The organism is Bacteroides sp. f07 (assembly GCF_042854785.1).
In the GTDB taxonomy this organism is placed as follows: Bacteria; Bacteroidota; Bacteroidia; order Bacteroidales; family Bacteroidaceae; genus Bacteroides.
Map to the genome: position 1 here is coordinate 590,595 of NZ_BAABXI010000003.1, position 24,435 is coordinate 615,029.

13 protein-coding genes are annotated in these 24,435 nt (G+C 43.8%); 3 read left to right on the forward strand and 10 right to left on the reverse strand.

Annotated features, from left to right (window positions below; genetic code table 11):
- The first annotated feature begins 21 nt into the window (after window positions 1–21).
- Window positions 22–1,743, forward strand: coding sequence for a TonB-dependent receptor (locus ACGHVY_RS22280; RefSeq protein WP_390601642.1), 1,722 nt, complete (start codon window positions 22–24; stop codon window positions 1,741–1,743).
- 157 nt (window positions 1,744–1,900) lie between these two features.
- Here ACGHVY_RS22280 and ACGHVY_RS22285 read toward each other — a convergent pair whose 3' ends face one another.
- From ACGHVY_RS22285 to ACGHVY_RS22305, 5 genes are all read right to left on the reverse strand, one after another.
- Entirely contained in the window at window positions 1,901–3,112 is a 1,212-nt protein-coding gene (locus ACGHVY_RS22285) for a 6-bladed beta-propeller (protein WP_308745721.1), read from the reverse strand.
- A 192-nt stretch (window positions 3,113–3,304) separates the two neighbouring features.
- Window positions 3,305–4,936, reverse strand: coding sequence for a hypothetical protein (locus ACGHVY_RS22290; protein WP_390601644.1), 1,632 nt, complete (start codon window positions 4,934–4,936; stop codon window positions 3,305–3,307).
- A 40-nt stretch (window positions 4,937–4,976) separates the two neighbouring features.
- Entirely contained in the window at window positions 4,977–6,140 is a 1,164-nt protein-coding gene (locus ACGHVY_RS22295; protein WP_002561845.1) for an IS4 family transposase, read from the reverse strand.
- Window positions 6,141–6,288: 148 nt separating this feature from the next.
- The gene (locus ACGHVY_RS22300) at window positions 6,289–6,894 is read right to left on the reverse strand and encodes a DNA-binding protein (RefSeq protein WP_390601646.1); all 606 of its coding nucleotides are present in this window, start codon (window positions 6,892–6,894) and stop codon (window positions 6,289–6,291) included.
- 310 nt (window positions 6,895–7,204) lie between these two features.
- The gene (locus ACGHVY_RS22305) at window positions 7,205–8,236 is read right to left on the reverse strand and encodes a S41 family peptidase (protein WP_390601648.1); all 1,032 of its coding nucleotides are present in this window, start codon (window positions 8,234–8,236) and stop codon (window positions 7,205–7,207) included.
- Window positions 8,237–8,474: 238 nt separating this feature from the next.
- Here ACGHVY_RS22305 and ACGHVY_RS22310 point away from each other — a divergent pair, with 238 nt between their 5' ends.
- Together ACGHVY_RS22310 and topA are read left to right on the forward strand one after the other, a co-directional pair.
- The gene (locus tag ACGHVY_RS22310) at window positions 8,475–8,786 is read left to right on the forward strand and encodes a helix-turn-helix domain-containing protein (RefSeq protein WP_390601650.1); all 312 of its coding nucleotides are present in this window, start codon (window positions 8,475–8,477) and stop codon (window positions 8,784–8,786) included.
- A gap of 185 nt (window positions 8,787–8,971) precedes the next feature.
- Window positions 8,972–11,323 carry a type I DNA topoisomerase gene (topA, locus tag ACGHVY_RS22315; RefSeq protein WP_390601652.1) on the forward strand — a complete coding sequence of 784 codons (2,352 nt, stop codon included), beginning with the start codon at window positions 8,972–8,974 and terminating at the stop codon, window positions 11,321–11,323.
- Window positions 11,324–11,389: 66 nt separating this feature from the next.
- Here topA and argS read toward each other — a convergent pair whose 3' ends face one another.
- The 5 genes from argS to ACGHVY_RS22340 form a co-directional block, all read right to left on the reverse strand.
- Window positions 11,390–13,207 (reverse strand): arginine--tRNA ligase, encoded by a 1,818-nt coding sequence (argS, locus tag ACGHVY_RS22320; protein ID WP_390601654.1) that lies wholly within the window; start codon window positions 13,205–13,207, stop codon window positions 11,390–11,392.
- Between the two features lie 48 nt (window positions 13,208–13,255).
- The gene (locus ACGHVY_RS22325) at window positions 13,256–17,563 is read right to left on the reverse strand and encodes a two-component regulator propeller domain-containing protein (RefSeq protein ID WP_390601656.1); all 4,308 of its coding nucleotides are present in this window, start codon (window positions 17,561–17,563) and stop codon (window positions 13,256–13,258) included.
- Between the two features lie 219 nt (window positions 17,564–17,782).
- Window positions 17,783–19,450 (reverse strand): sialate O-acetylesterase, encoded by a 1,668-nt coding sequence (locus tag ACGHVY_RS22330; RefSeq protein ID WP_390601658.1) that lies wholly within the window; start codon window positions 19,448–19,450, stop codon window positions 17,783–17,785.
- 56 nt (window positions 19,451–19,506) lie between these two features.
- Window positions 19,507–21,237, reverse strand: coding sequence for a RagB/SusD family nutrient uptake outer membrane protein (locus ACGHVY_RS22335; RefSeq protein ID WP_390601660.1), 1,731 nt, complete (start codon window positions 21,235–21,237; stop codon window positions 19,507–19,509).
- 15 nt (window positions 21,238–21,252) lie between these two features.
- On the reverse strand, window positions 21,253–24,417 hold the full coding sequence (locus tag ACGHVY_RS22340; protein WP_390601662.1) for a SusC/RagA family TonB-linked outer membrane protein: 3,165 nt from the start codon (window positions 24,415–24,417) through the stop codon (window positions 21,253–21,255).
- Window positions 24,418–24,435: the final 18 nt, after the last annotated feature.

The window sequence follows — 24,435 nt, forward strand, 5'->3', positions numbered from 1 at the left end:
AATTAAAGAATAAAGAATAAGATGAAACAGTCTCTTTATATAATAGGCGGACTTGCATTGGCGATTTCCATGTCGTCCGGCCTTCAAGCCCAAACTACCCAGCCCAAAGATACGACCATGAATCGTACCGTTGTTGTGGAACAAGAATATAACCCGGATATTATGGACGCTTCGAAAGTAAACGTCCTGCCTAAAGTGGAAGAACCGACGGTAAGCAAGAAAGAGGTAGAGTATGCTACGACTTTCTTTCCGGCAACTTCTGTCCCGGCGGGTCTGATGAATCCTTATACCGGAAAAGAAATCCAGCCCGGAAGCACTCCCGGATATGTACGTGCCGGATATGGTAATTTAGGCAATCTGGATGTTCTTGCCAATTATTTATTTCGTCTCTCGGATAAAGACAAACTGAATGTACGTTTCCAGATGGATGGAATGGACGGAAAGTTGACTCTTCCTTTTACAAACGATGAGAAATGGAATGCTTTCTATTATCGCACACGTGCAAATATGGATTATACACACCAATTCAACAAATTGGATTTGAATATTGCCGGAAACTTCGGTCTGAGTAATTTCAACCTCAAACCGGGAAGTGTAAACAGCAAGCAAAAATTCACTTCCGGTGACTTTCATGCAGGTATTCATTTTATCGACGAAACTGCACCGCTCCGTTTCAATGCCGAAACGAATCTGTTGATGTATGAACGTCAGCATAACATGATTAATGATAATGAAGCCAATACAGCTCTTAAAGAAACAATCATACGTACCAAAGGCGATGTCACGGGAGCTATCGGTGACCAACAATCGGTGACTATCGCTTTGGAGATGAATAATCTTCTGTATAGCGGATATACAAAGAATACCGCTACCGGAGACGAGTTTTTCAAGAACTATACAACGCTTCTTCTGAATCCTTATTACGAACTGGATAACGATGACTGGAAATTACACATCGGAGCCAATGTAGACTTATCTTTCGGATTCGACAAATCTTTCCGCGTTTCACCGGATATTACTGCACAGTATATCTTCTCCGACAGCTATGTGCTTTACGCAAAAGCAACAGGTGGCAAGCAACTGAATGATTTCCGAAGATTGGAGAATGTCTGTCCTTACGGAGAACTGCCGGGGGCGAATACCACTGCTACTTTGGGATATGTACAACGTCCTTATGACACTTACGAGCAGATCAATGGCAGCGTCGGATTTAAAGCAAGCCCTTATCCGGGAGTTTGGTTCAATGTGTATGGCGGTTATCAGAACTTGAAGAATGATTTATCCTATTTTGGTTTCGACGATTCAACTGTCCCTCGCATTGAATATCTTGGTTTCGCTCAAGATAATACGGACAATTTCTACCTCGGCGGCGAAATCTGCTACGATTACAAAGACATTCTGGGAATATCAGCCAAATATACCTATCGTAATTGGGATAGCAAAAATGAAAAGGCATTATTGGTGGTAAAGCCTGTCAGTGAAATGTCCTTCAATGTACGTATTCATCCGATTTCCGCTCTTAATGTGAATCTCGGTTATGATTATATCAGCCGGGAAGAAGTAGAAGATTATCTCAAAATGACTGCAATCAACGATTTGCATATCGGAGCCAGCTACAATGTGTTCAAAGGAGTATCCGTTTATGCACAAGTACACAATCTACTGAATAAGAAATATCAATATTATCTAGGCTATCCTGCCGAAGGATTCAATTTCTTAGGGGGATTGAGTTTCCAGTTCTAATGTTATTAAAATAAGTTTGAATGCTTTTACTATCAAAAGTGCCTTACTTCAATTAGCATCATAAGGTGATTAAACTAATTGAAGTAAGGCACTTAGCACAAAGCAACTAGCACTTGCGGGATTTAGAACTCTCGAATATTTGCCATCTACGAGTCCGCTATTTATTTCTCATTTTAGCAAAGAGAACCACATTATTCCCGTCTTCATCCAACGAGCTCATTAACGCTTGAGTACGTTTCCGTACATCACTGGGAAGCTCTTTTCGCGCCAGCTCTTTTTCTAGCGTCTCTTTTAATTGCGCAGGTTCCATGTTGGCAATATAATAGCCATTACTGAACGAAGGCCATATCTGCATCTTCTTCGTTCCCAGGAAATCATTATACAAATGGAAATAGTTGCCGTGCAGGGTTTGTTTGTCTACGATATATTTGGCCGGTTTACTTCCACTCCAGGTATTTGCCGACACTTGCACCGGAACAGAAACATCTCCGACAAAGTGACGCGGATATTCGGTATAACCATGCCATGGAATTTTTTCCTTATTCGGATAATTCGCTGTAAACCGGGCTTCGAGCCTATTTTGCTGCGCATTATAATGATACAAACTATCCACACGCGGAGAAGGTACGATAGTCATCAACATAACGCTGTAATCGGGAGTGTTCTTGTCCATAAATACTTCATTGCTGAAATCACGCGGAACCGTGAGATGCCGGGCAGGAATAAAATTTTTGCGTTTTCCTTCAAAATCCTGCGTCCATACTACAGCCGGAGAACCCTGGAAAGGCAGTGTTGTCACCGTTACTTCCGACTTCCCGGTGTCGACTCTGAATTGCCCTTTAGGAACGCGCAGACACAAAGGAATGGGAGTTTGCGGAACTCCTTTCAAGTCGAAGACCAGCAGTTTATCACTTTGCCAAGGTAGAATATAAATACGGTTGTGTGCCTCGTCCAATTGTTCGGAGTAGGTGTTTGCATACTCATTCGGTCCTTGTCCGTAAGCCCCGATAGTAGTGATGAATTTGCCGTCACGGGTGAAAAGCTTGTATGGAGTCTGTTTTTTGTTACTCACCAAGATATAATTATCACTGACTGTGGTACGAACCCAGCCTCCTACCAATGCCTCATCCTTATCTTCCAACTTCACCACTTGAAGTTCTTCGGTCAAATAACTAAGTGGTATATCCACGGTATCTTTCAACGCTTTTAAATCACAGGAAATCAACGTCCCAGTAGGTGTTGTGATTCGCTTTGCCGCAACTGGAGACAGAGCCAAAGGGTCTTTTGTCGCTTCACTATTGCATATAAAAGCAACCAATGAAAATAGACAAAAAGTACACAAAGTCAAAATCATAATTTTCTTTTTCATACGAACATGTATTTAGTTAGTTTCAAATGAATATTGGGACAAAAGTAGAGGGAAACCAACTGAAAAACAAAAAATGTGGCGGACAAAAAGAGTAACACGTATTGCCGACATACCATTGATTATCAATACAATAAACAACAACTCCATTCATTAAGAGGTGGACAACTCTACTGAAACGACCCAAATCAACAGCTAAAACGCCTTAAGAAAACTGTCTAAACTTACATTTTCATCTATAATCCCCAACTTGTCTGTTTTAATACGATATTTGCGTTTTGTAATGGCTGCTTTACTAACACAATAAATATCTGAAAGGTCTTGCATGTTAACATTAATCTTGACGAGACAACAGAAACCGATATCCTTATTGTTCAATGACGGATAGGTTTGTTCCAGCCTTGCCGCAAAATGGTCAAAAGCTTCGTTGACAACAGAAATCACCTCTATCCACTCCGCATCGGTCACCACTATCTTTCGACTAGAAGCCACCTCATCCTGACTTTCATCATTATGGAGCGAAGGTAATTTCCGGAAAAAGGCTATCCGTCTGAAAAGTGCCTCACGCAATTCCGCTTCTTTATTTTGCAAACGAATTTCTTTCTCCCGTAGTCCGCTTAGCTCCGCCTCTTGATGCAGCAAAAGATTTTCCCGTTGTAGCCGTTTCTTCTTCTCCTTCTGATAAAAGAAAAACGCTATAAAACCAATACTAAGCAAAGCTGTTACAATGCCCAGCATCCATAGTTCTTTTTCGCGTTGTTTCAAATGCAACTGGTAGAGTTCGTTTTTTAATTTAAGCTCATTATATTCTCTTCTTTGTATTTCCGCCTTGGTACTAGTCAGTATATCGTCCTTGATCTTATTTTCTTTTTGCTTGATATAGAAAGCCTGTTCCGGATATTCTTTCTCATTGATTAAGTTAAATAAGAGCGCGTTCGCTTCCACGGCAATAAAATCTGAAGAGGAAGTCGCAGCCTGCTGATAGTAATACTTGGCAGAGTCCACTTGATTCAAAGCCGCATAAGATTTGCCGCGAAGGAGAAAATAGTGCGGAATGACATGACGGCTATGTCGTTGAGCTGACAATTGACGAAGATACAATTGTGCTGCCTGGAAATCTTTTCTTTCCAAACTGGTAGTCAATAAGTTCTCCAATATATGATAATTCAAATATCGGTAATTGGGAGAATCCGCAAACTCTTCCATTAGTTGCAGAGATTCTTGTGTATACCTGTCATGCTCCTGCACCTTTTCCAAAAGTTGAAAATATAACTTACTTGCAGAAAAATAGGCAAGAGTATCTTTGTGCTTACGAGTTAGCTGCCGACTGCTGTCTGCCATGTCCAACGCCTGTTCATAATCCTTATTTCTTGAATATGCCACTCTTTTAAGACCATACAATTGTGTTCTTAATGTATCATTCAGCAGCTCTTCCCGCAGAAGAACATCCGAAACCAGCAATGTAGAATCAGGTTGGTTACGGTATAAATAGGAAGCACTCTGCTCCACACGTGCTTGCAAACATTGAGATAACTGTCTATTTTGCGTATAGTGATGAATGGCAGTCTGCAATAAAGAATCTACAGGTTTCCCGGTCTTCCACAAAGTTGCCTTATAGGATAAAAAGTAATAATCTCCCTGCTGCTTAGAAGATAAATTCTCCGGCTTGTCTATTTGTTGCAAATAAAAGAATATACTATCGACGGAAACATTCTCCATCTGCATAGCCTTCTTCAAAAGAGAAGATGGGGCATGCTGACAACCGACCAGCATAATGAGCCATCCGGTGAACAGAAATATACTACAATGATACTTATTTTTATTCATATTACACTAGTGTCCCGTTAAAATCGGGACGAGTTATTAATTAATCAAATAATCCCGGAATAAGGGGATTAAATTGTTCTTTGACATCATTGAAATTAGTCTTATTAAACAGCTCTTGTAAAGGCGTTTTATCTGTTAATGAGATGCTAAGAATCTGCAAGACCTCATAAGTTGAACGATTCAGTTGCATATCATATTGGACAATAGCTACTAAACAATAGGTGATGATAGCAACACTAATCTGTATTCGAACCGCATTCTCGGTAGTACCCCAGAACCTTTTTATCTTAAGGTGTTGTTTCAGCCATTTGAAGAAAAGTTCCACGAACCATCTTTTCTTATAAAGATTGGCAACATCAAGTGCAGATATGTGTTTGGCATTCGTCAGGAATGTGAATTCACGATCATCCTCTTCATCATAGAAACGGATGACTCTGAATGATTCAGGATACTTCTTTTCAGAAGTGTACCCTATCAGTTTCACTTCCGCATCTGAAAGGATATTCTTCGGCATTCTACGCTTCCATTTACAGAACTTGCATTTCAGATTAGACTTCGCTCTGACTACAAAGAAAGAACCTGTAAGATGAATCCGATAAAGTTCTTTAAACGAGTCATACGCTCTGTCAAATATATAATAAGCATTTGGCTCATAATTAATTGCGGACATTTCTGTTGAATCATGCCTGGATGCTGTAGTTACTGTATAAAAGGCTGGAAGTTGTGCTTCTATGTCATAAAGGACATGAGCCTTAACTCCACCTTTTTTCTTACGGAACTTCGCCCAAGGGAATGTAGCCAAACATAAAGGAATCGTAGTGGAATCAAACGCATACTTCCTTCCTGGAATATCCAAGATGTGAGTCGATCGTTTTTCACATGCTTCCTTCATCATATAGAAAGCAAAATCTTCGAAGATTCTGTAATCCCGATTCTGATTGGCAGATGCAAGCGTAGTTTTGGCAATGGGCTCACGACCCAATCCCAAATGATAACGCTTTCCTTGATGTGCTTCCAAAGCTACAATCAAGTCACGAAGACTTTCACGATTACTGAGTTGACCGAACATCATTGCAAGTAACTGACTCCAGCAAGTGAAATGTTTCACATAACGATTGCCATCATACTTGTCTACAAGTCTTCTGAACTTATCATTGTTCAAGAATTCTACTAACTGAGCGAAAACATATTTATCTTGGTTCATTTGAGGTCACCTTAATTGACCTCAAAGGTATGATTTCAAATCGTCGCGCCTAAAAAGTAGTATCTAATAGACTATATTTCAATTATTTCAAAGAACTATTTATCCACTTTTACGGGACAGTAATGTTCATATTATATTATGAAATCTCTTACACTACTTTTATATACACCACCGAACGCCCCAACCCATATTTCTGCAACACGCCTTGTTCGATAAAAGCATTGATATCCTGCAGTGCCTGCTTTTTAGTTTTCCCCGTAAGTCTCATATAATCTTGTCGGTTAATACATGGATGCTCTTCAAAAAAAGAGTTTAAGCGTTGCAAGCATTTCTTTTCATCCAACGGATTTTTCACACGAAAAGGTGAATTGCAGCGTTGAAGTTCCAATGAAGTCTCAATATCTTTCTTAAACTGACGATTAATCCGTAAATTGATACCTTTAAGAGATACCGATGGAGAACGTAAGTCTTCCGGTTCCACCACCTTTTTGTCAACACTTAGGGAAAGAGAGAAATAACCGATATCCCCCAGCTCTACCGAAAAACCTTTCAGAAGCAAATGCTTCAACGTGCTCGAAATTGCTTCGATAGAGCCTACCAACTGAGCATGAGGGATATGCTCAAGAGCTGTCACCATATCTATAAATTCACTTGCCGTATAGCTACCTTTCAATACCACACGTGCATGTAAAGGCAGTTCTTTCCCATCCCTATCAGGATTAGGGGTTTCGTAGAGATCATAATTTACACTCATTATCTTTTCTTTTTTTATTAGGGAAGTTTAATTTCCCTTCTCTCTTATATTAGTATTCCAACCTGCAATTCAATTATCGTTCAACAGATGTGGAACGATTGTTCTATAAATGTAGAACTGTTGTCCGACAACTGTTGAACGATAATTGAGATGCTAATGAGGCAAATGTACGTAGAATAAACATATATTATTCTATGCAAAGCGGATTTTTATTTCCACCATCTCATCTGTTTGTCTATTTCTTCATCCCTAATTATCGACACTCAATTCATGAACTTTAGATTTTACACAACCAACAGTTCAAACAAGTTCACTTTACTTCTTCAGCATTCAAATACTTTATGGCAGCTTCCAAAACTTCATCGCGCCCCTGGCGTATGCCTTGAATTGTACTTTTAACTTCAATATCAGGAAGAATACCGATTTGTTGGGTTTCCGACTTATCGGGATAGTAAACGCCAAGTCCTGTAAATGTAACTCCAAAGTTACCCGGCAAAATGAGATAGGAACAATTGCCATCGGCACCGGCAGTCGTACTTCCCATAACAACTGTGTTTGGGGTACATCTATATTTCATAGTCATGAACTCCGCATGGCTTTGTGTTGTTTCATTTATCAAAATTACTTTTTTACCTTGATAATAGTCTTCATTCTCTTTTCCAACCTTTACTACAGGACCGAAAGTGAACAATCCTGGTTGCGAAAGGCTTCCGTGGGTAAATGTTGCAAAGTCTGTAGAAGACGGATACAGAAGATCATATTCCCAATATCCATTAATTTTCTCTATTACAGGATAGGCTCTTAAATCAATAATCGTTCCCTTAGATTTTATTTCCCGGGGGACTTCTCCACCGATGGTACTTCCCATATACAGATATAAAATATCCGGAGAAAGGTAGGTAATAAGCGGCTGCGGCTTTTGAAAGACGGTAGATTCGCGCATTTGATTCGGCACGCATCTGATTCTTGCTTTTTCAACAGCCCCGTTTCTTTCATAATCCACATACAATAGTGTATCATTGGACCATAGAAGTTCATTAACAGCTATCTGTCTCTGCAAAGTTGCTTCATTAGAAGCTGATATATAGGGCGTGATACGTTTTACTATGGAATCGACCTCTTCACTGTTGACACGTACAATTACATCTCCAGGCTGCAAAGTCCGATCCTCTTCACCCTTGAAACTAGATTTCAGTTCATAATATTCTGTCACTACCGCTTTGCCTTCAATGAAACGTATCACAACAGGCACTAAATATTTTTTTATCGGTCCGCCATAAATACCGGCATGAGTATCATGGACTTCTGCTATAAATCTTTTCAAAGCATTCTCATAATCCATTCTGTCCGTTATTTCTAAAAACGCAGGTATATTATCCAGCAAGACATCATCCCAACTGTTCTTAAGAAGATATTTATAAGGAAAATAATACTGAATTGCATTCCATAATCGGAATAAAGATAAGAGCTGATAACTAATATTCGGAAAGATACATTTAGAATATCTTTCCTCATGCGTAAATACGGCGTTTCCTATATTCTCATTTCCCAAGTTCACATAATAACTTGTCGTATCTCTCTTGGCATCCCGAATTTCTTTTAATTTATCCGACAGCACGCTGGCACAGGAACTGGGCATGAGCCGAACCTCGGTATTCACTAAAATCAAAGGGATTATCGGCATGACTCCCTATGACTTTATCAAAATCACCCGGTTGAAGGAAGCTTGCCGGATGATGATAGAGGGTGAATACAGGGTGACTGAAATAGGATTCCTTGTCGGCTTCAGTTCTTCTTCTTATTTTGCCAAGTGTTTCCAGAAACAATTTGGCATGTTACCGACAGAGTTTCTCAAAAAAGCCAAGGAGAATCCTTCATCCATCATGGAGTAAACACACACGGGCAATCTGTTTTTCTCAAAACTAAATCTTAAGATTTACCAATGTTAATCTTAGCTTTTACACATGTAAATCTTAAGAATTTATTAAATTCTCCTTATATTATAAGGTAGGGAGAATCTTTTTTTCTACTTTTGTTCCCGAATATTGTGGTACAAGCCATTATAAAAGAAAGAATTATGCAGAAAAACCTTGTCATTGTCGAGTCTCCGGCAAAAGCAAAAACGATTGAAAAGTTTCTTGGGAAAGATTTTAAAGTCCTTTCAAGTTACGGACACATACGCGACCTGAAGAAGAAAGACTTCAGTATCGATGTAGAGAAGAATTTTAAACCCAACTACGAAATCCCGGCAGACAAAAAGGCTTTGGTCAGCACACTGAAAGCAGAAGCAAAAGAGGCAGAAACCGTATGGCTCGCATCCGATGAGGACCGCGAGGGAGAGGCTATCGCCTGGCATCTGTATGAGGTCTTAAAACTAAAACCGGAAAACACAAAACGAATCGTATTCCATGAAATTACGAAAAGCGCTATCTTAAAAGCTATCGAACAACCGCGCGATATTGACATCAATCTCGTGAATGCACAGCAGGCACGACGTATCCTGGACCGTATCGTAGGTTTCGAACTGTCTCCCGTCCTTTGGAGAAAAGTGAAACCGGCCCTTTCGGCAGGACGCGTACAGTCGGTTGCCGTCCGCTTGATTGTAGAGCGCGAACGCGAAATCCATGCTTTCAAGTCAGAAGCGGCTTATCGTGTGACCGCCGTTTTCCTCGTGCCCGACACTGACGGGAAACTGGTGGAAATGAAAGCCGAACTGGCCCGCCGTATCAAAACGAAAAAAGAAGCAAAGGCGTTCCTCGAAGCTTGCCAGGGAGCTAAATTTGCTATCGAAGATATTACTACCCGTCCGATAAAGAAAACACCGCCCGCACCGTTCACTACGTCTACATTGCAACAGGAAGCTGCCCGCAAACTGGGATATACCGTTGCACAGACCATGATGCTGGCACAGCGCCTGTACGAATCGGGATTCATCACTTATATGCGTACGGACTCTGTCAACCTGTCGGAATTTGCAACGACGGGCAGCAAGGACGCTATCATCAAGATGATGGGTGAACGTTATGTACATCCCCGCCACTTTGAAACGAAAACCAAAGGGGCGCAGGAAGCGCATGAGGCAATCCGTCCTACCTATATGGAGAATCAGTCCGTAGAGGGTTCGGCACAAGAAAAGAAACTGTACGACCTGATTTGGAAGCGTACCATCGCCTCACAAATGGCAGACGCGGAACTGGAAAAGACAACTGCAACCATTACCATTAGTGGAAGCAGCGATGTGTTCACTGCTGTCGGCGAAGTGATTAAGTTCGACGGATTCCTGCATGTTTACCGTGAATCTTATGACGATGACAGCGAGCAGGAAGATGAAAGCCGCCTGTTGCCACCTTTAAAGAAAGGTCAGAAACTGGAACACGGTCCCATCATCGCAACCGAACGTTTCACCCAACGCCCGCCACGCTATACGGAAGCCAGTCTTGTACGCAAGTTGGAAGAACTAGGTATCGGCCGTCCGTCTACGTATGCGCCTACTATTTCTACTATCCAGCAACGCGAGTATGTAGAAAAGGGAAACAAGGACGGGGAAGAACGCAACTTTAATGTACTGACACTGAAAGACAATCAGATTGAAGACGAAAACCGTTCCGAAATTACCGGAGCGGAAAAATCCAAATTATTCCCCACGGATACGGGTACGGTAGTAAACGACTTCCTGACCGAATACTTCCCGGATATCCTGGATTACAACTTTACGGCAAGCGTAGAAAAGGATTTCGACGAGATTGCAGAAGGAGGAGTGCAATGGACTTCCATCATGAAGACTTTCTATGATAAATTCCATCCATCGGTAGAAAACACATTGGCAATCAAGACGGAACATAAGATAGGAGAGCGCATTTTGGGAGAAGACCCGGCAAGCGGAAAGCCTGTTTCGGTGAAAATCGGACGTTTCGGGCCGATGGCACAAATCGGCACGGCGGAAGATGAAGAAAAGCCGCGGTTTGCCCAATTGAAAAAAGGACAATCCATAGAAACCATCACACTGGAAGAAGTTCTGGAGTTGTTCAAGTTACCCCGTACGTTGGGCGAATACGAAGGAAAGACGGTCAGTGTAGGTATCGGGCGCTTCGGTCCTTACGTTCTGCATAATAAAGTATATGTATCACTGCCGAAAACAATGGATCCGATGGAAATCACGCTGGAAGAGGCAGAACAGTTGATTCTGGAGAAACGTACAAAAGAAGCCGAACGCCACATCAAGAAGTTTGAAGAAGAACCGGAACTGGAAATTCTGAATGGTCGTTTCGGGCCTTATATTACTTATAAAGGTAACAACTATAAGATTCCTAAAGATATCGTCCCACAGGATTTGAGTCTGCAAAGTTGCTTGGAGTTAATCAAGATACAAGACGAAAAAGAGGAAACGTCTTCCTTCAAACGAGGAAAACGAACCGCCAAGAAAAAATAAAAAAACAGGGTGTTGGCCATATCTGACCAACACCCTGTTTTTTTATTTAAAAAGTTCCAGAAGTCCTTACATTCTAGAAGGTACTTCGATACCCAGCAAGCCCATTCCCAGACGAACGATTTTTGCAACATTGGCCGACAGAGCGATACGGAACACTTTCACCGCTTCATTCTCTTCTCTCAGAATGCTATAATCATGATAGAACTGGTTGTATTCTTTCACCAGGTCGTAGGTATAATTTGCGATAATAGACGGGCTGTAATCCTCGCCTGCCTGCTTCACAACAGCGGCAAAGTCGGCAACCATTTGAATCAGACCTTCTTCTTTGTCACTCAATTCAATACCGACAGGAATCTGTTCGGGTATCACAATTCCCGATTCGGCAGCCTTGCGCAGTACGGACTGGATACGGGCATAAGTATATTGGATGAACGGGCCTGTGTTACCGTTGAAGTCGATAGATTCTTTCGGGTTGAACGTCATATTCTTACGTGCATCCACTTTCAGGATGAAATACTTCAATGCGCCCAAACCGACGATACGGGCAATATCATCCGCTTCTTCCTGTGTCAAACCGTCCAGTTTGCCCAGCTCCTGAGAAGTTTCTTTGGCAGTGGAAATCATCTCTTCCATCAAGTCGTCAGCGTCCACCACCGTACCTTCACGGGATTTCATCTTACCCTCCGGCAGTTCCACCATTCCGTAAGAGAAGTGAACCAGGCTCTTGCCCCATTCGAAGCCGAGCTTGTCAAGCAGGATAGAAAGTACCTGGAAGTGATAGTTCTGTTCATTTCCTACTACATAAATCATCTTGTCAATGGGATAATCGGCAAAACGGAGTTTAGCCGTGCCGATGTCCTGCGTCATGTAAACAGATGTGCCGTCACCACGGAGAAGCAATTTATGGTCTAGTCCTTCGGCAGTCAGGTCAGCCCATACAGAGCCGTCTTCCTTCTTGAAGAAGAAACCTTTTTCCAGTCCTTCCATCACTTTCTCTTTCCCTTCGAGATATGTGTTGGATTCATAATATATCTTGTCAAAGCTGACACCCATCTTCTTGTAGGTTTCATCGAATCCGGCATATACCCAATTGTTCATCATTTCCCACAGTCCGCGTACTTCCGGGTCACCCGCTTCCCACTTCACGAGCATTTCACGGGCTTCCTGCATCAACGGGGAAGCAGCTTCCGCTTTCGCCTTCGCTTCTTCGTCACTCATTCCCTGTGCTGTATATTCAGCCATCAGTTCCTTGACTTCCGCCTTATAATGCTTATCGAAAGATACATAATAATCACCGACCAGATGGTCGCCTTTCTTGCCGGAAGTTTCGGGAGTTTCACCGTTGCCGTATTTCTTCCATGCCAGCATGGATTTACAGATATGGATACCGCGGTCGTTTACGATATTGGTCTTTACTACCTTGTTGCCGTTTGCTGCCACGATATTGGCCAATGCGTTACCCAAAAGGTTGTTACGCACATGTCCCAGGTGAAGCGGCTTGTTCGTATTCGGAGAAGAATACTCAATCATCACCAGCGGTGAAGTTTTGGTAGCTTTTACCAGACCATAGTGTTCGTCAGCCTGAATCTCATTCAGCAATTCAATCCACGTAGCCGATGCGATAGTCAGGTTCAGGAATCCTTTTATCACATTAAAAGCGGCTATTGCCGGTTCGTTTGCCTTCAGATATTCGCCAATCTCCTGCGCCGTCTGTTCCGGGCCTTTCTTCGACATTTTCAGAAAAGGGAACACGACCAGCGTCAGATGTCCTTCAAATTCTTTTTTGGTCTTTTGGATTTGCACCATCTTTTCAGGGACTTCCTGACCGTAGAGTGCCTTCAGTCCGCTAATAACGGACGCTACAAGTTTATCTTCTATCTTCATAATCTACAATTATTTCCGGTTGCAAAGATACAGGATAATTTATAAAGGTCACTCTTCTGACGAAGAATTATTCTTCGCACCACGCTGATATATAGAAGGTGAGACTCCAAATTGCATCTTAAAACGCCTGCTGAAATAGAACGGGTCATCGATACCTACACGATAAGAAACCTCGGCAACAGTCAGATTTTCGTCAGAAAGTAACAGTTCTGCCGCTTTCTTCATACGGATGATACGCAAATATTCGTTGGGCGCATACCCGGTCACGCCACGTATCTTCTTGTAAAACGCCGTGCGCCCCATCTTCATGATGGAAGCGAACTCATCAATCGTGAGGTCAGGACGGGAGAGATGTTTCTCCAACACAACCGTCAAGCGGTCAGCAAATTCCTTGTCCCTATCCGTAGAACATACCACCGGACGCATAATGCCCGGCTCATTCAAGTATTTCTCACGCAATTTATCGCGCTGCTCTATCAACTGGAACACACGTGCCAACAGCAGCTTAATGCTGAACGGCTTCGGGATATAAGCGTCCGCCCCCGACTCTATACCTTCCAAGTATTTATCCGGTGAGTTCAATGCGGTCAACAGAATAATAGGAATATGACTCGTATCAAAGTCCGATTTCAGTTTCTTCGTTACTTCAAAACCTGTCATTCCCGGCATCAACACATCGCAAATTATCAAATCCGCTTCGTACGAACGGGCTTTCTCAAAGCCCGAAGTACCATCAGCAGCCACTTCCACCTCAAAATAAGCACCGATTTCCTCTTTCAGGAACTGGCGGATATCATTATCATCTTCTATTATCAATATCTTCCGCTTATTCAACGGATTATCCACCTTTTCCAATTCCGCCAGTTCCTGCCCTTCTTCCGAAAAGTCAACGGATTCCGCCAAATGGGCGGCATGTATATTGGCATCTTTCAGCAATGCATTGCCGGGGATAAGAAAATCTTTCTCGTTATAAGCCGATTTGTCGGTCGGGACAGACACCGTAAATACAGAACCGCCGCCCTCATTATCCGAATATCTTATAGTGCCTTTATGCACCTGCACCAGTTCATGCGTCAGATGCAGCCCTACCCCGATACTATCGCCTGAGAAACTGCTCTGCATAAAGCGTTTGAACAGTTCCGCCTGCTTTTCCTTAGGGATTCCCACTCCAGTATCCGAAACCTGTATCTGCAACAGTTGTCCCGCTTCGTCCACCGTCACCGACAGCACGATTCGCCCATTGGAAGGAGTATATTTAAAGGCGTTCGACAGCAAATTATAAGTCACTTTATCCAAATTCCCCTTATCAATAAACATCTTGTAAGAAGGAACCGAAGGATTAAACTGGAAATCCATCTTTTTCTGTTCGGCTATATCACCGAAACTGAGAAATATCTCATAGAGGAATGAGATAACATCCGTCTCTTCCAGCGACAAAGCGAGTTTATTATTCTGCATCTTGCGGAATTCCAATAACTGATTGATGAGCCTCAACATACGTTGCGTACTCTTATCCATCGTTTTCAGAGGATAAACCAGTTCTTTGGGAATATCGCTGACACGCTGTATCCGTTCCAGCGCACCCTGAATCAATGTCAGCGGAGTGCGGAATTCATGAGAGATATTAGTAAAAAAGACCAGCTTATACTCGGTCAACTGCTTCTCTACACTGATACGGTTGCGCAGACGGTTGAAGTTGCGGACTACTCGGCAAGTAAAATAAAGGGCTACCATCGCCAATAAGGCATAGCAGAAGAAAGCCCAGCCCGTTTTCCAAAAAGGCGGTTTGATGACGATTGTCAGCGTCGTCTCCTTATCGTTCCAAATACCCGCCTCATTGCAGGATTTCACATGCAGGACATACGTTCCGGGATTCAGATATTTGTAAGAAGCAAAGTTCAGCGAAGAAGGTGCGCTCCATTCCTTGTCATAGTTCTCAAGCCAATACATATACTTCGCCTGCCCGCTATCGGAATAATCAAAGGTAGAGAAATCTATCAGGAAAGAATTCTGAAAATAGTTCAGTTCCATTTCGTTGGAATAAGCCAGCGAATGAGTCAACGGAGAATCCGTTCCACCGGGAACGACCTGAATACCATTGACATATAAATCAGTGAATACTACGGGAGAGAAAGATTCATTACTTTTTATATGTCCAGGGTCGATAACAGTCAGCCCGTAATTTGTGCCGAACAACAGTTTGCCGTCCGCACCGACATAGGCGCAGTTCTCGCTATACACATTGCTCAACGTATAAGAAGAGAAGAAATAGTTGTCGAACGACCGGATTTCCGGGTCAAACTTGGAAATCCCATATTCGGTCGCAATCCAGAGTTTTCCATCCTTATCCTCTACAATGGACTGTACCACATTATTAACCAGTCCCTCATCCACTCCATAATGTTCATACTTCAAGACATTATAATTATCTTCCGGCTGGCAAAGATTCAGTCCCATTCCCGAAGTACCCGTCCATATCCTTCCCTTGCTATCCTGAAAGATACATTTGATTTCGTTACTGCAAAACTTTCCGTTCGTATGGCTGAACCAATGATAATTTTCGGGGTCGGCTATCAGGGAGTCGGGATGAAAAATACAAATCCCCTCACTGGTTCCCATCCAAATCATGCCGTTCCTGTCTTCTTGAAACACACGAACCATCTGCACACCATACCTTCCCTGGAAGAAATGCTGGAACTTATATTTGCCATCCTGCGTAGGTTCCGCCAAATCAAGCCCACCGCCGAATGTCCCAATCCACATACGGTCTTTCGCGTCCCGGCAAATGGCAAATATGTTATTATTGGACAGCGTAGTAAGGTCAAGCTTGTCATGCCTGTACCAGTCATCTCCAATCTTCAGTCCTTCACCGCGGGTTCCCATCCACAGTTTACCGTCCGCGCCCTTCTCCACCGCATAGATATTCGACTGGAAATAAGTCTTGTTCATCTTCCGGTTGAAATGCGTATCATACGTAAAAAGTCCCCCTTTGCGAGTGGTAATTCCAATATCGCCATTCGGCATTTCCCCTATCGTGCGTATGGCGTTGGAACGGTCGAACAGTTCCGGATTTTCCGGATAGATGCGGGAAGTACCCTCGTTCAATACTGAGATACGGGCGATTCCCGAGTATTCCGAGCTCACCCAAATGCCGCCTGCCCTGTCTTCCATCACAAATAAAAGAAAGTCGGAATTGATATAGCTGTTTTCCGTAATGCCGGCGGCAAAATGTTCCAGTTTGTCTTCGGAAGTATTGTAGGCAAACAGGCCGTTGCCATAAGTTGAAATCCAGATAATTCCGCGGGAGTCATGGACGATGTGATAACGTTCAAAGTCAATGTGGTCGAGCTTCTCCTCAGGAATAAGCTGGAAGGATTTGGTTTCCCCCGTTTCGGCAAGGATATAATGAACCCGTCCGGTACGGTTATAAATCCAGAAGTCCCCGTGGTTATCGCAAATCACTTCTCCTTTTTTAATATTCAGACGAGGGTCGGCAGTCAACGTATATGTGACGAGGTCGTAGTTATATACCCCTGTCGTGGTAAGTATCACCCATTTATCCTTGATACGGAAATCATCGGTGGGAGATGTCTTTCCCGCGATTGAAGAAATCGACGCCTGCCTTACCAGTTCCTGCGCCTCTTCCTGATAAGAATAAATATCTCCATCCTCTGTGAGAAAATAAACCGTATTTCCATTAGCCAACAAAGAAACAAAATGCAATGCACGGTTCACTATCTTCACCTCTCCATTCACTGCCAAAGCCAATCCACGCTTTGTTCCTATCCAAATACGCCCGTTGGCATCTTCACGTACAAAGTTCACCCGGTTATCCGGCAAATTCCCCGCTTCCGTCTTGAACACGGTAGACTTCAAACTGCCATCTTCCTGATGAACCACTCTCCGGGAACCATTATCCGGATGCCAAAGCCAGACATCACCGCAAGAAGCCAAAAATAGTTTCGAATAATTCCTGTCCTGCTCTTCCGACTCCATATAATTCACGAAACAGGCTTTCTGCAAGTCATAGCAGCTATACAGGCGGACAGTAGTCCCCATCCAAAGAAAGCCGTGTTTGTCTTCCGTGATATTAAAAATCCGGTTATCCGCCAAGGACGGCTGTTCACCATTTCCCGGCTGGAAAGTAAGGAACGAGTTACCGTCATAACGGCTCAGTCCGTTCAACGTACCCAACCACAAAAATCCCTTGCTGTCCTGACACATATAACGCACCGTATTACTGGGCAAACCATCACTTGTCTTCATTTGGTGAGAACGCAGCTCGATACCGGCATACGCATCAAGAACGGAGATTATAAACAAAATAAAAGCGAACGCGAATCTTTGCTTTATCATAGATTTCGAAGATTAATAATAAATGTCTAACAAAAATAGCGAAGAATTTCGGAATAATAAAATTAGTCCGAACCGGAAATAAAACGATTCGACGCTTCCTTCACCCAGTTCAGACTTTACACAATTATCAAACAACCTAAAAAACCTCTATATTTACCTTCTCCAGCATACCCAAACAATGAAGGCATATTCAATCCGGGCACATTCTTTACAAACATTTTATAAAGCCTTCAACCATTTATCCAAATCTTCCATCATTTCGGCACGCTGCGGAAACGGTCTTTTATTGAATCCCCATCCATGCTTTCCGTTGGCATAAATATGCATTTCCGAAAAAACCTTCTGTGCTTTCAATGCTTTGTGATAGCTCTCCGAATGAACAGGCTTCACACTTTGGTCATCTGCGGACAGGACGATAAAGGCACGGGGCGTTTTCTTATTTACCTGTAACTCATTGCTATACTTCTTTACCAGCTTTGCATCAGGGTTCTCCCCCAACAGTTGCTTCCTTGAACCCCAGTGAGCATCCTGTCCGTTCATCGTAATGACCGGATAAAACAGAATCTGGAAAGCCGGACGCAATTTGGCAGCAGCATGAGTGGCAACAGTAGAAGCCAGATGACCACCCGCAGACGACCCCATAATCCCGATACTATCCGAAAGAATATTCCATTCCTTTGCATGTTCTTTTACATAACGCATGGCTTCATAAGCATCCGAAACCGGTACATCGGGATTACCGTTCGGCATCCGGTATTTCAGCACAACCGCAGCCATATTCCGCTTATTAAAATACAAAGCCCAGTCATATCCTTCATCCTTCATTGCCAAATGGTCATATCCGCCACCGGGACAAATCAAGACTGCCTTCATCGGCTTCTCCGATTGTGGGAGAAATACCCTGACAGATGGTTTATAATTATGCTTCTTATCATCGTATCCTTCCGCTTCCCTGCCGTTGGAATTGGGTAATCCTTTCTCCCACAAATCGACATCAAACGGTGGTTGTGCGGAAATCTTGCCCACAGAAGATACCTGTTGCATCGTCTCAAACATCTGCTTTCCCAAATATTCGGCAGATATCTTATCAAAATGAAGGCGGTCTTTCAGCAAAGTCGCTTTCGACATATCTATCAGATAAGCATTTTTATCTTCCGAAGCGAGCCGCTTCATCGCCGCTTCCACTTCCGCATTATACCGCTTGTTCGATTTGGCTACGGAACCGAAGATAAAAGGCAGTTCCGAATAATCCTCACCAGTTTTCCGGGTGAGATGATTACGCACATAAGCCACCACATTTTTCAAATTATCATAATATTCCGGGCCATAAGCCGAATCGCTCTCGCCCTGATGCCAGAGAAAAGCGTCGATATGATAGCCTTCCGGCAAACGGGACAATGTCTTGCTGATGCTATTACTTATTTGTTGGGCAAAGGAAAGCAACAATGACTTTCCTTTCTTCGCTGTGGGAGCATTCTGTGCCAGCCATTCCGGGTCGGCCGACCAGTGTCCACCGCGGGAGTCCGTATTTTCCGGTGTTATCGACGTGCCGCCTACCGCCCACTTTATGACATAAAAATCCTTCTGATATAACTGTTCCAATAAATAATAGGTAACCGCATCATAGCCCCAACGATTGCGACGAGGCCAGAAAGGAACAAACTTTCCGTCCACACGGTTCTGTGAAATCTTACAGTGCCGATAGGCTCCTTTCGAGAAACCGGTGCTGTCTATTCCCATACTCTTGATATATTCCGGCAGGTCTGCAATGGGAACCCGCCCGTCCGTATTGGACTGTCCCGCCACAATAATAACATGGGCTGGTTCCTGCGCACATACCGCCATACATATAAAGCCCAATAATAACAGACTGAAATAACGCTTCATCACTTTATCACTCCTATTATAAATTTTCCAAAACGAGCCTTCTTATTTTCCGGCTCTTATCCGGCTACATTCAGATACCATTTATCTTCCGATGACAAGTCCGGCATAGCCAATCCCGAACGTTCATATTTCTTGCCGATTACCCTTTTCAGATATTCACTGCCAGAACCGGCTTTTTCTTTGTTCATACGTCTTGCCACACGAACCAAGTCTCCCCAGCGATGTCCTTCGAACGCACATTCCAATGCTGCTTCCTCAATTAATAACTTCTCCATACACTGTACATTTGTCTCATCCTGTTGCGGTTCCAATGGTTTAGCTTTCAATGACACACGTCCCCGTATTCCGTTAAACTCACGCCAGGGGGCACGATGATAAGGGGCATCCATGGAACGGGCATCAAAATAGAAGGGAGCCGGATAAGGTTCACCGGGGCCATACCCCGTCTGCCTGTTCAAGTCGCCATATTCATCCCCCCAAGTATACGTATTCCTAAAACCTTCATTCAAGATAGAATATGCCAAATCCGGATACCCGCAACGGTTAGCGGCTTCGGCATAACGCAACAGAACCAACGCCGCACGATTCAAGAACCAACGTCCGCGTTTCATATAAGGTTTGGTCGGGTCGTAATCATACAAATATTTCTGCACTACGCATTGTCCGTCCACCCATTTGAAAGAAGAATCTTCACCGCGTCCGTCAAAGGGCGCTCCATTGGTCTGCGTCTGTGAAGCCCATAGGTTCTCGACTGCATAAGCCGAAGGTTTCAACTGGTATTTCCCCTTTCCCTGATTGGCAAACAGTTCAATCATCGGATAATAAGGCTCAAACTTCTCGTCATAGCTGATAGTCCATATCAATTCACTCCATAAGGCGGACTTATCTGCCTGAAAGGAAAACATATTCAGCCATGTGTTCTTATAACTGTTAATATCCCCTTCCATATAACGCTCGTAAAAGACCTGGTAGTAAGTATCTCCACCCGTAGAATAAGTACCGCAACGATATCTCACAGCATTGGATGTTGCCGATTTATCCTCATCTGTCGACAAGAATTTGCGATACTGCACGGCTGCTTCCCGATAATTATTGTTCCACAGATACAAGTCACCCAATAATATGCGCTTATTGATAAAGAAACGTTTCAAGTCATAAGTATCAAGTTTGTACTGCACCAGCGCACTGTTCTTATAATCTTCCAAGGTAGGAAGATTCTCCATACACTCTATCAACAATGGCAATAGCTCGTCCAACCCAATCTTGGGCATATGTTCCAGTTTCTGAGCATCTTCCACCGATACGGTAGGCGTCGTCACATAAACCACCTTGCCGAAGTACATTCCCACTTGCAGATAAGTCCAACAACGAATAGCAGCCACGTCCGAGTAACGTTCCGCATATTCATCCTTCGTCATCCGGTTGTTGGCAAGCATCTCATCAAATCCGGCAAGGATGTCATTGCAGTTCTGGATAACGGCATAATAATTCGTCAAGTCTGCATATTTATTGCCGGCGGAAGGAGTGTTGGCATTAATTTCCTGCAACTCAATGGATGCATTATTCGTGACATCTATCAGGTCAGCACGCAGTTCCCCCAGCACAATAGTCTGCTCCGCCAAGTTCATAAACAAGCCATATAGTCCCAGGATAGCATTATCCGCATCAGGGATGGTGTTATAGTGATTCTTATGTTCAACGACCGACTCAAGTTCCGTATCCACACAAGCAGTGAACATGCCTATCAGCACTCCACAAAGTACGATTATATTTCTGATTGATTTCATAGTCCTGTACTTCTTTTATAATCCAAGTTTTAATCCCACATAAAATGTACGCGCCTGCGGTGTCATAAAGGCATCGATGCCATATCCCAGCGGATTGGTGCTGGCACTGAATTCCGGGTCGTACCCTTTGTACTTAGTCCATGTACAAAGATTTTCCGCCACCGCATATACCTGTATGCCCGTAATAATGCCTTTTCTGATAGGCACATCATACGCCACCGTCAGATTCTTGAACTTCAGATAAGATCCGTCCTCAATCCAGCGGTCGGAAAAACGGGCATTTCCCATCGGGTCGCCGTAAGTCACTTTTGGCATACTGGTGATCTGTCCTTCCGCTCTCCAGCGGTTCAAGACCGCCTGTGTCTGATTTTCCATTCCCGACATTGATTCCAATGTACGACGGGTATAATTATACACATCATTCCCCAAAGAATAGGTAAACCGCGCCGAGAAAGTGAAGTTCTTCCACAAAATACGCGTATTCAGTCCGCCATAAATATCCGGGTTAGGATTACCAATCACTGTCATATCTTCCTCATTGATATATTTGTCACCGTTCATATTCACAAAACGCATATCACCGGCCTCGAACGGAACGTCCGACAAACCGGAACGTACATGCAGCCCGTCCGCCTTTGCCTCTTCCGTAGTGGCGTACACCCCATTCGTCTTGTAACCATAGAACACGCCCATCGGTCTTCCCACTTCCGTAAGGATGGTGCCAGCAGCAATATCCGTCAGGTAACGGTCGCCTTTCAGTTCGGTTATCTTATTCTTATAATGCGATACGGTCGCTCCCAAATCCCATTTCAGGGAAGGTAGGTTCAATACACGGGCATTGATTGCCACGTCAACCCCTGTATTTCTCATTTCCCCGCTATTATCTATATAAGTGGAGAAGCCCGAATAGGAAGTAATGGGTGAATAAGCAATCATATCCTTCACGGTCGAACGATACACATCTATACTCAATGACAGGCGCTCGTTCATAAAAGCCATATCCGCACCCGCATACAGGCGAGCCATCCGTTCCGGTTTCAGGTTCCTGTTTACGAGGTTTCCCCGTACCAGCCCGTAATTACCGAGCAGGTTCTGTGAAGAATAGTACCGGCGAGCTGCATAATTGCCGATATCATCGTTCCCGGACATTGAATATCCGGCACGGATTTTCAGCAGGTCCACCCACGGCAAATTGCGCATGAAGTTCTCCGACGACATCACCCAAGCTGCAGACAATGCCGGGAAAATCTGAAACTGTCCTATATCTTCTCCATAGCGGGAAGAGGCGTCAGCCGAAAGAGTGGCATTGACAAAGTATCTGCTTTTCAGTGAATAGGCCACATTTCCATAGAACGAGAGCCAGTTCCACGTCCCGATGGAACCACCCATCTGACGCAGGTCGTTCAGACCGTACTGCAACGAACGGAAACGGTCACTGGTCGAGTTATATGCTTTTCCCCAGTCGTCCTCACTGCGATTATTAAAATAACGCATGCCCAATGTAGCATCCAACTGGTGTTCCAAGCCCAATTTAAACAGATAACTGGCACGTGTCTCATCAAACAGCGAGAAAATACGTTCCGTGCGATATTGCATCTGGTTGGTCACTTCCGAAGTAGCCACATCGTCATAAGGGATTCCCTTCTCCGGACGGAAAACACGTTCTTTCTCCTTATTCAGCCGGAGCCCGAAACGGGTGCTCAAAGTCAGTTCCTTCCAAATCTTATATTTGAGATGTATATTGGCGAAGAATCCGTAACTGATATTCTCCTGCAACATGTTGTCCACAATGGCAGTCGGATTTGACATACCGAAGAGGTCTACCTCTTCATAGTTCGGTGACAACTGGTCTTGTTCATTATAAGTAAAGCTCGCCATAAACGGGGACTTGACCAGCGAAGCATAAATCGGATTCTGCGGGCTGACGCTTCCTTCCTGCATCAGGTTCTTCTTGCCGTACACGAAATTCATATTAGTCTGAACCGTGAACTTCGGCGAGAAGTTTATATCCGTATTGATACGTGCCGAGAAACGGGAGAAGTCAGTGCCTTCCACTAATCCTTCATTTTGAAGGTATCCCAGCGACAAGGCATAGAGTGCAACATCGTCACCGCCCGTCACGCCAATGGAATAGTTCTGCTTGAATCCCTGTACAAACAACTGGTCTTGCCAGTCAGTACTCTTGTTGTAACGGTAATAATCGGCATTCCCCTCATATCCCCAAGCATGTTGTTCCGGTTTCGCATCGTTGATAAACGGTAGTTTCTGAATATCCCCGGCAGAATATCCCCGGCTTTGATATACATCCATCAGATACCGTTTCGACTGTACGGCATCCAGTACCGGAATACTGTTCGGTTTCAGATTCATACCGGTCAGTATCTGTGCCGTAATCCGCGTTTCGGCATCCTTGGCACGCTTCGTCTCGATGACAATAGCGCCATTGCTTCCTTTTACCCCGTACAGTGTTGCCGCATCTTTCAAAACAGTAATCCGTTCGATGTCTTTCACGTCAATGGTACTCATCGGAGTAGACAAGTAACCATCTATCAGGGATACGCCCGCCGAAAGGTTTTCCACTACCATGCCGTCAACAATCAACAATGGCTGGTTATTGGTGTAGATAGAATTGAACCCTCCCATAAACATATTTGCACCGGCATTCTCCATGCCCGAACGAAACAAGGTGTTCAGCCCCGGCACTGTTCCCTGAAGCAACGCTTCGGGACTGGTTGCCGGACTCAGAGAATTGTCCCCGTTCAACTGGGTAAGTGCCGTCGTCGTCCTGCTGCCTGCCACGTCACCGAGCGGAGTCAGCACATCTTCAAAAAGGCTCTTATGTGTCTCATCATACAGACGCACTGTAATCTCCTTTTCACCGCGCAGCGGAATCCGCTTTTGCTGATATCCGGGACTTGAAACCAACAGTTCCACCTCATAAGAGGGAATCCTGATGGAAAACTTACCGGATTCATCTGTCATAGCCGTACTGATACCAGGTACAGCCACACGTACACCATTCAACGGACTGCCCGTAGCCGCGTCCACAATCGTACCCGACGCCCTTTCCTTATACTCTATCCGCTTCTTTGCATTTATCGTACGAACCTTCTTATTAAACTTCTGTGCATTCCCGGATAAAGCAAACACACAAGCTACCAGAAGGAATATATATTTCATCTTATTGTTCATAGCATT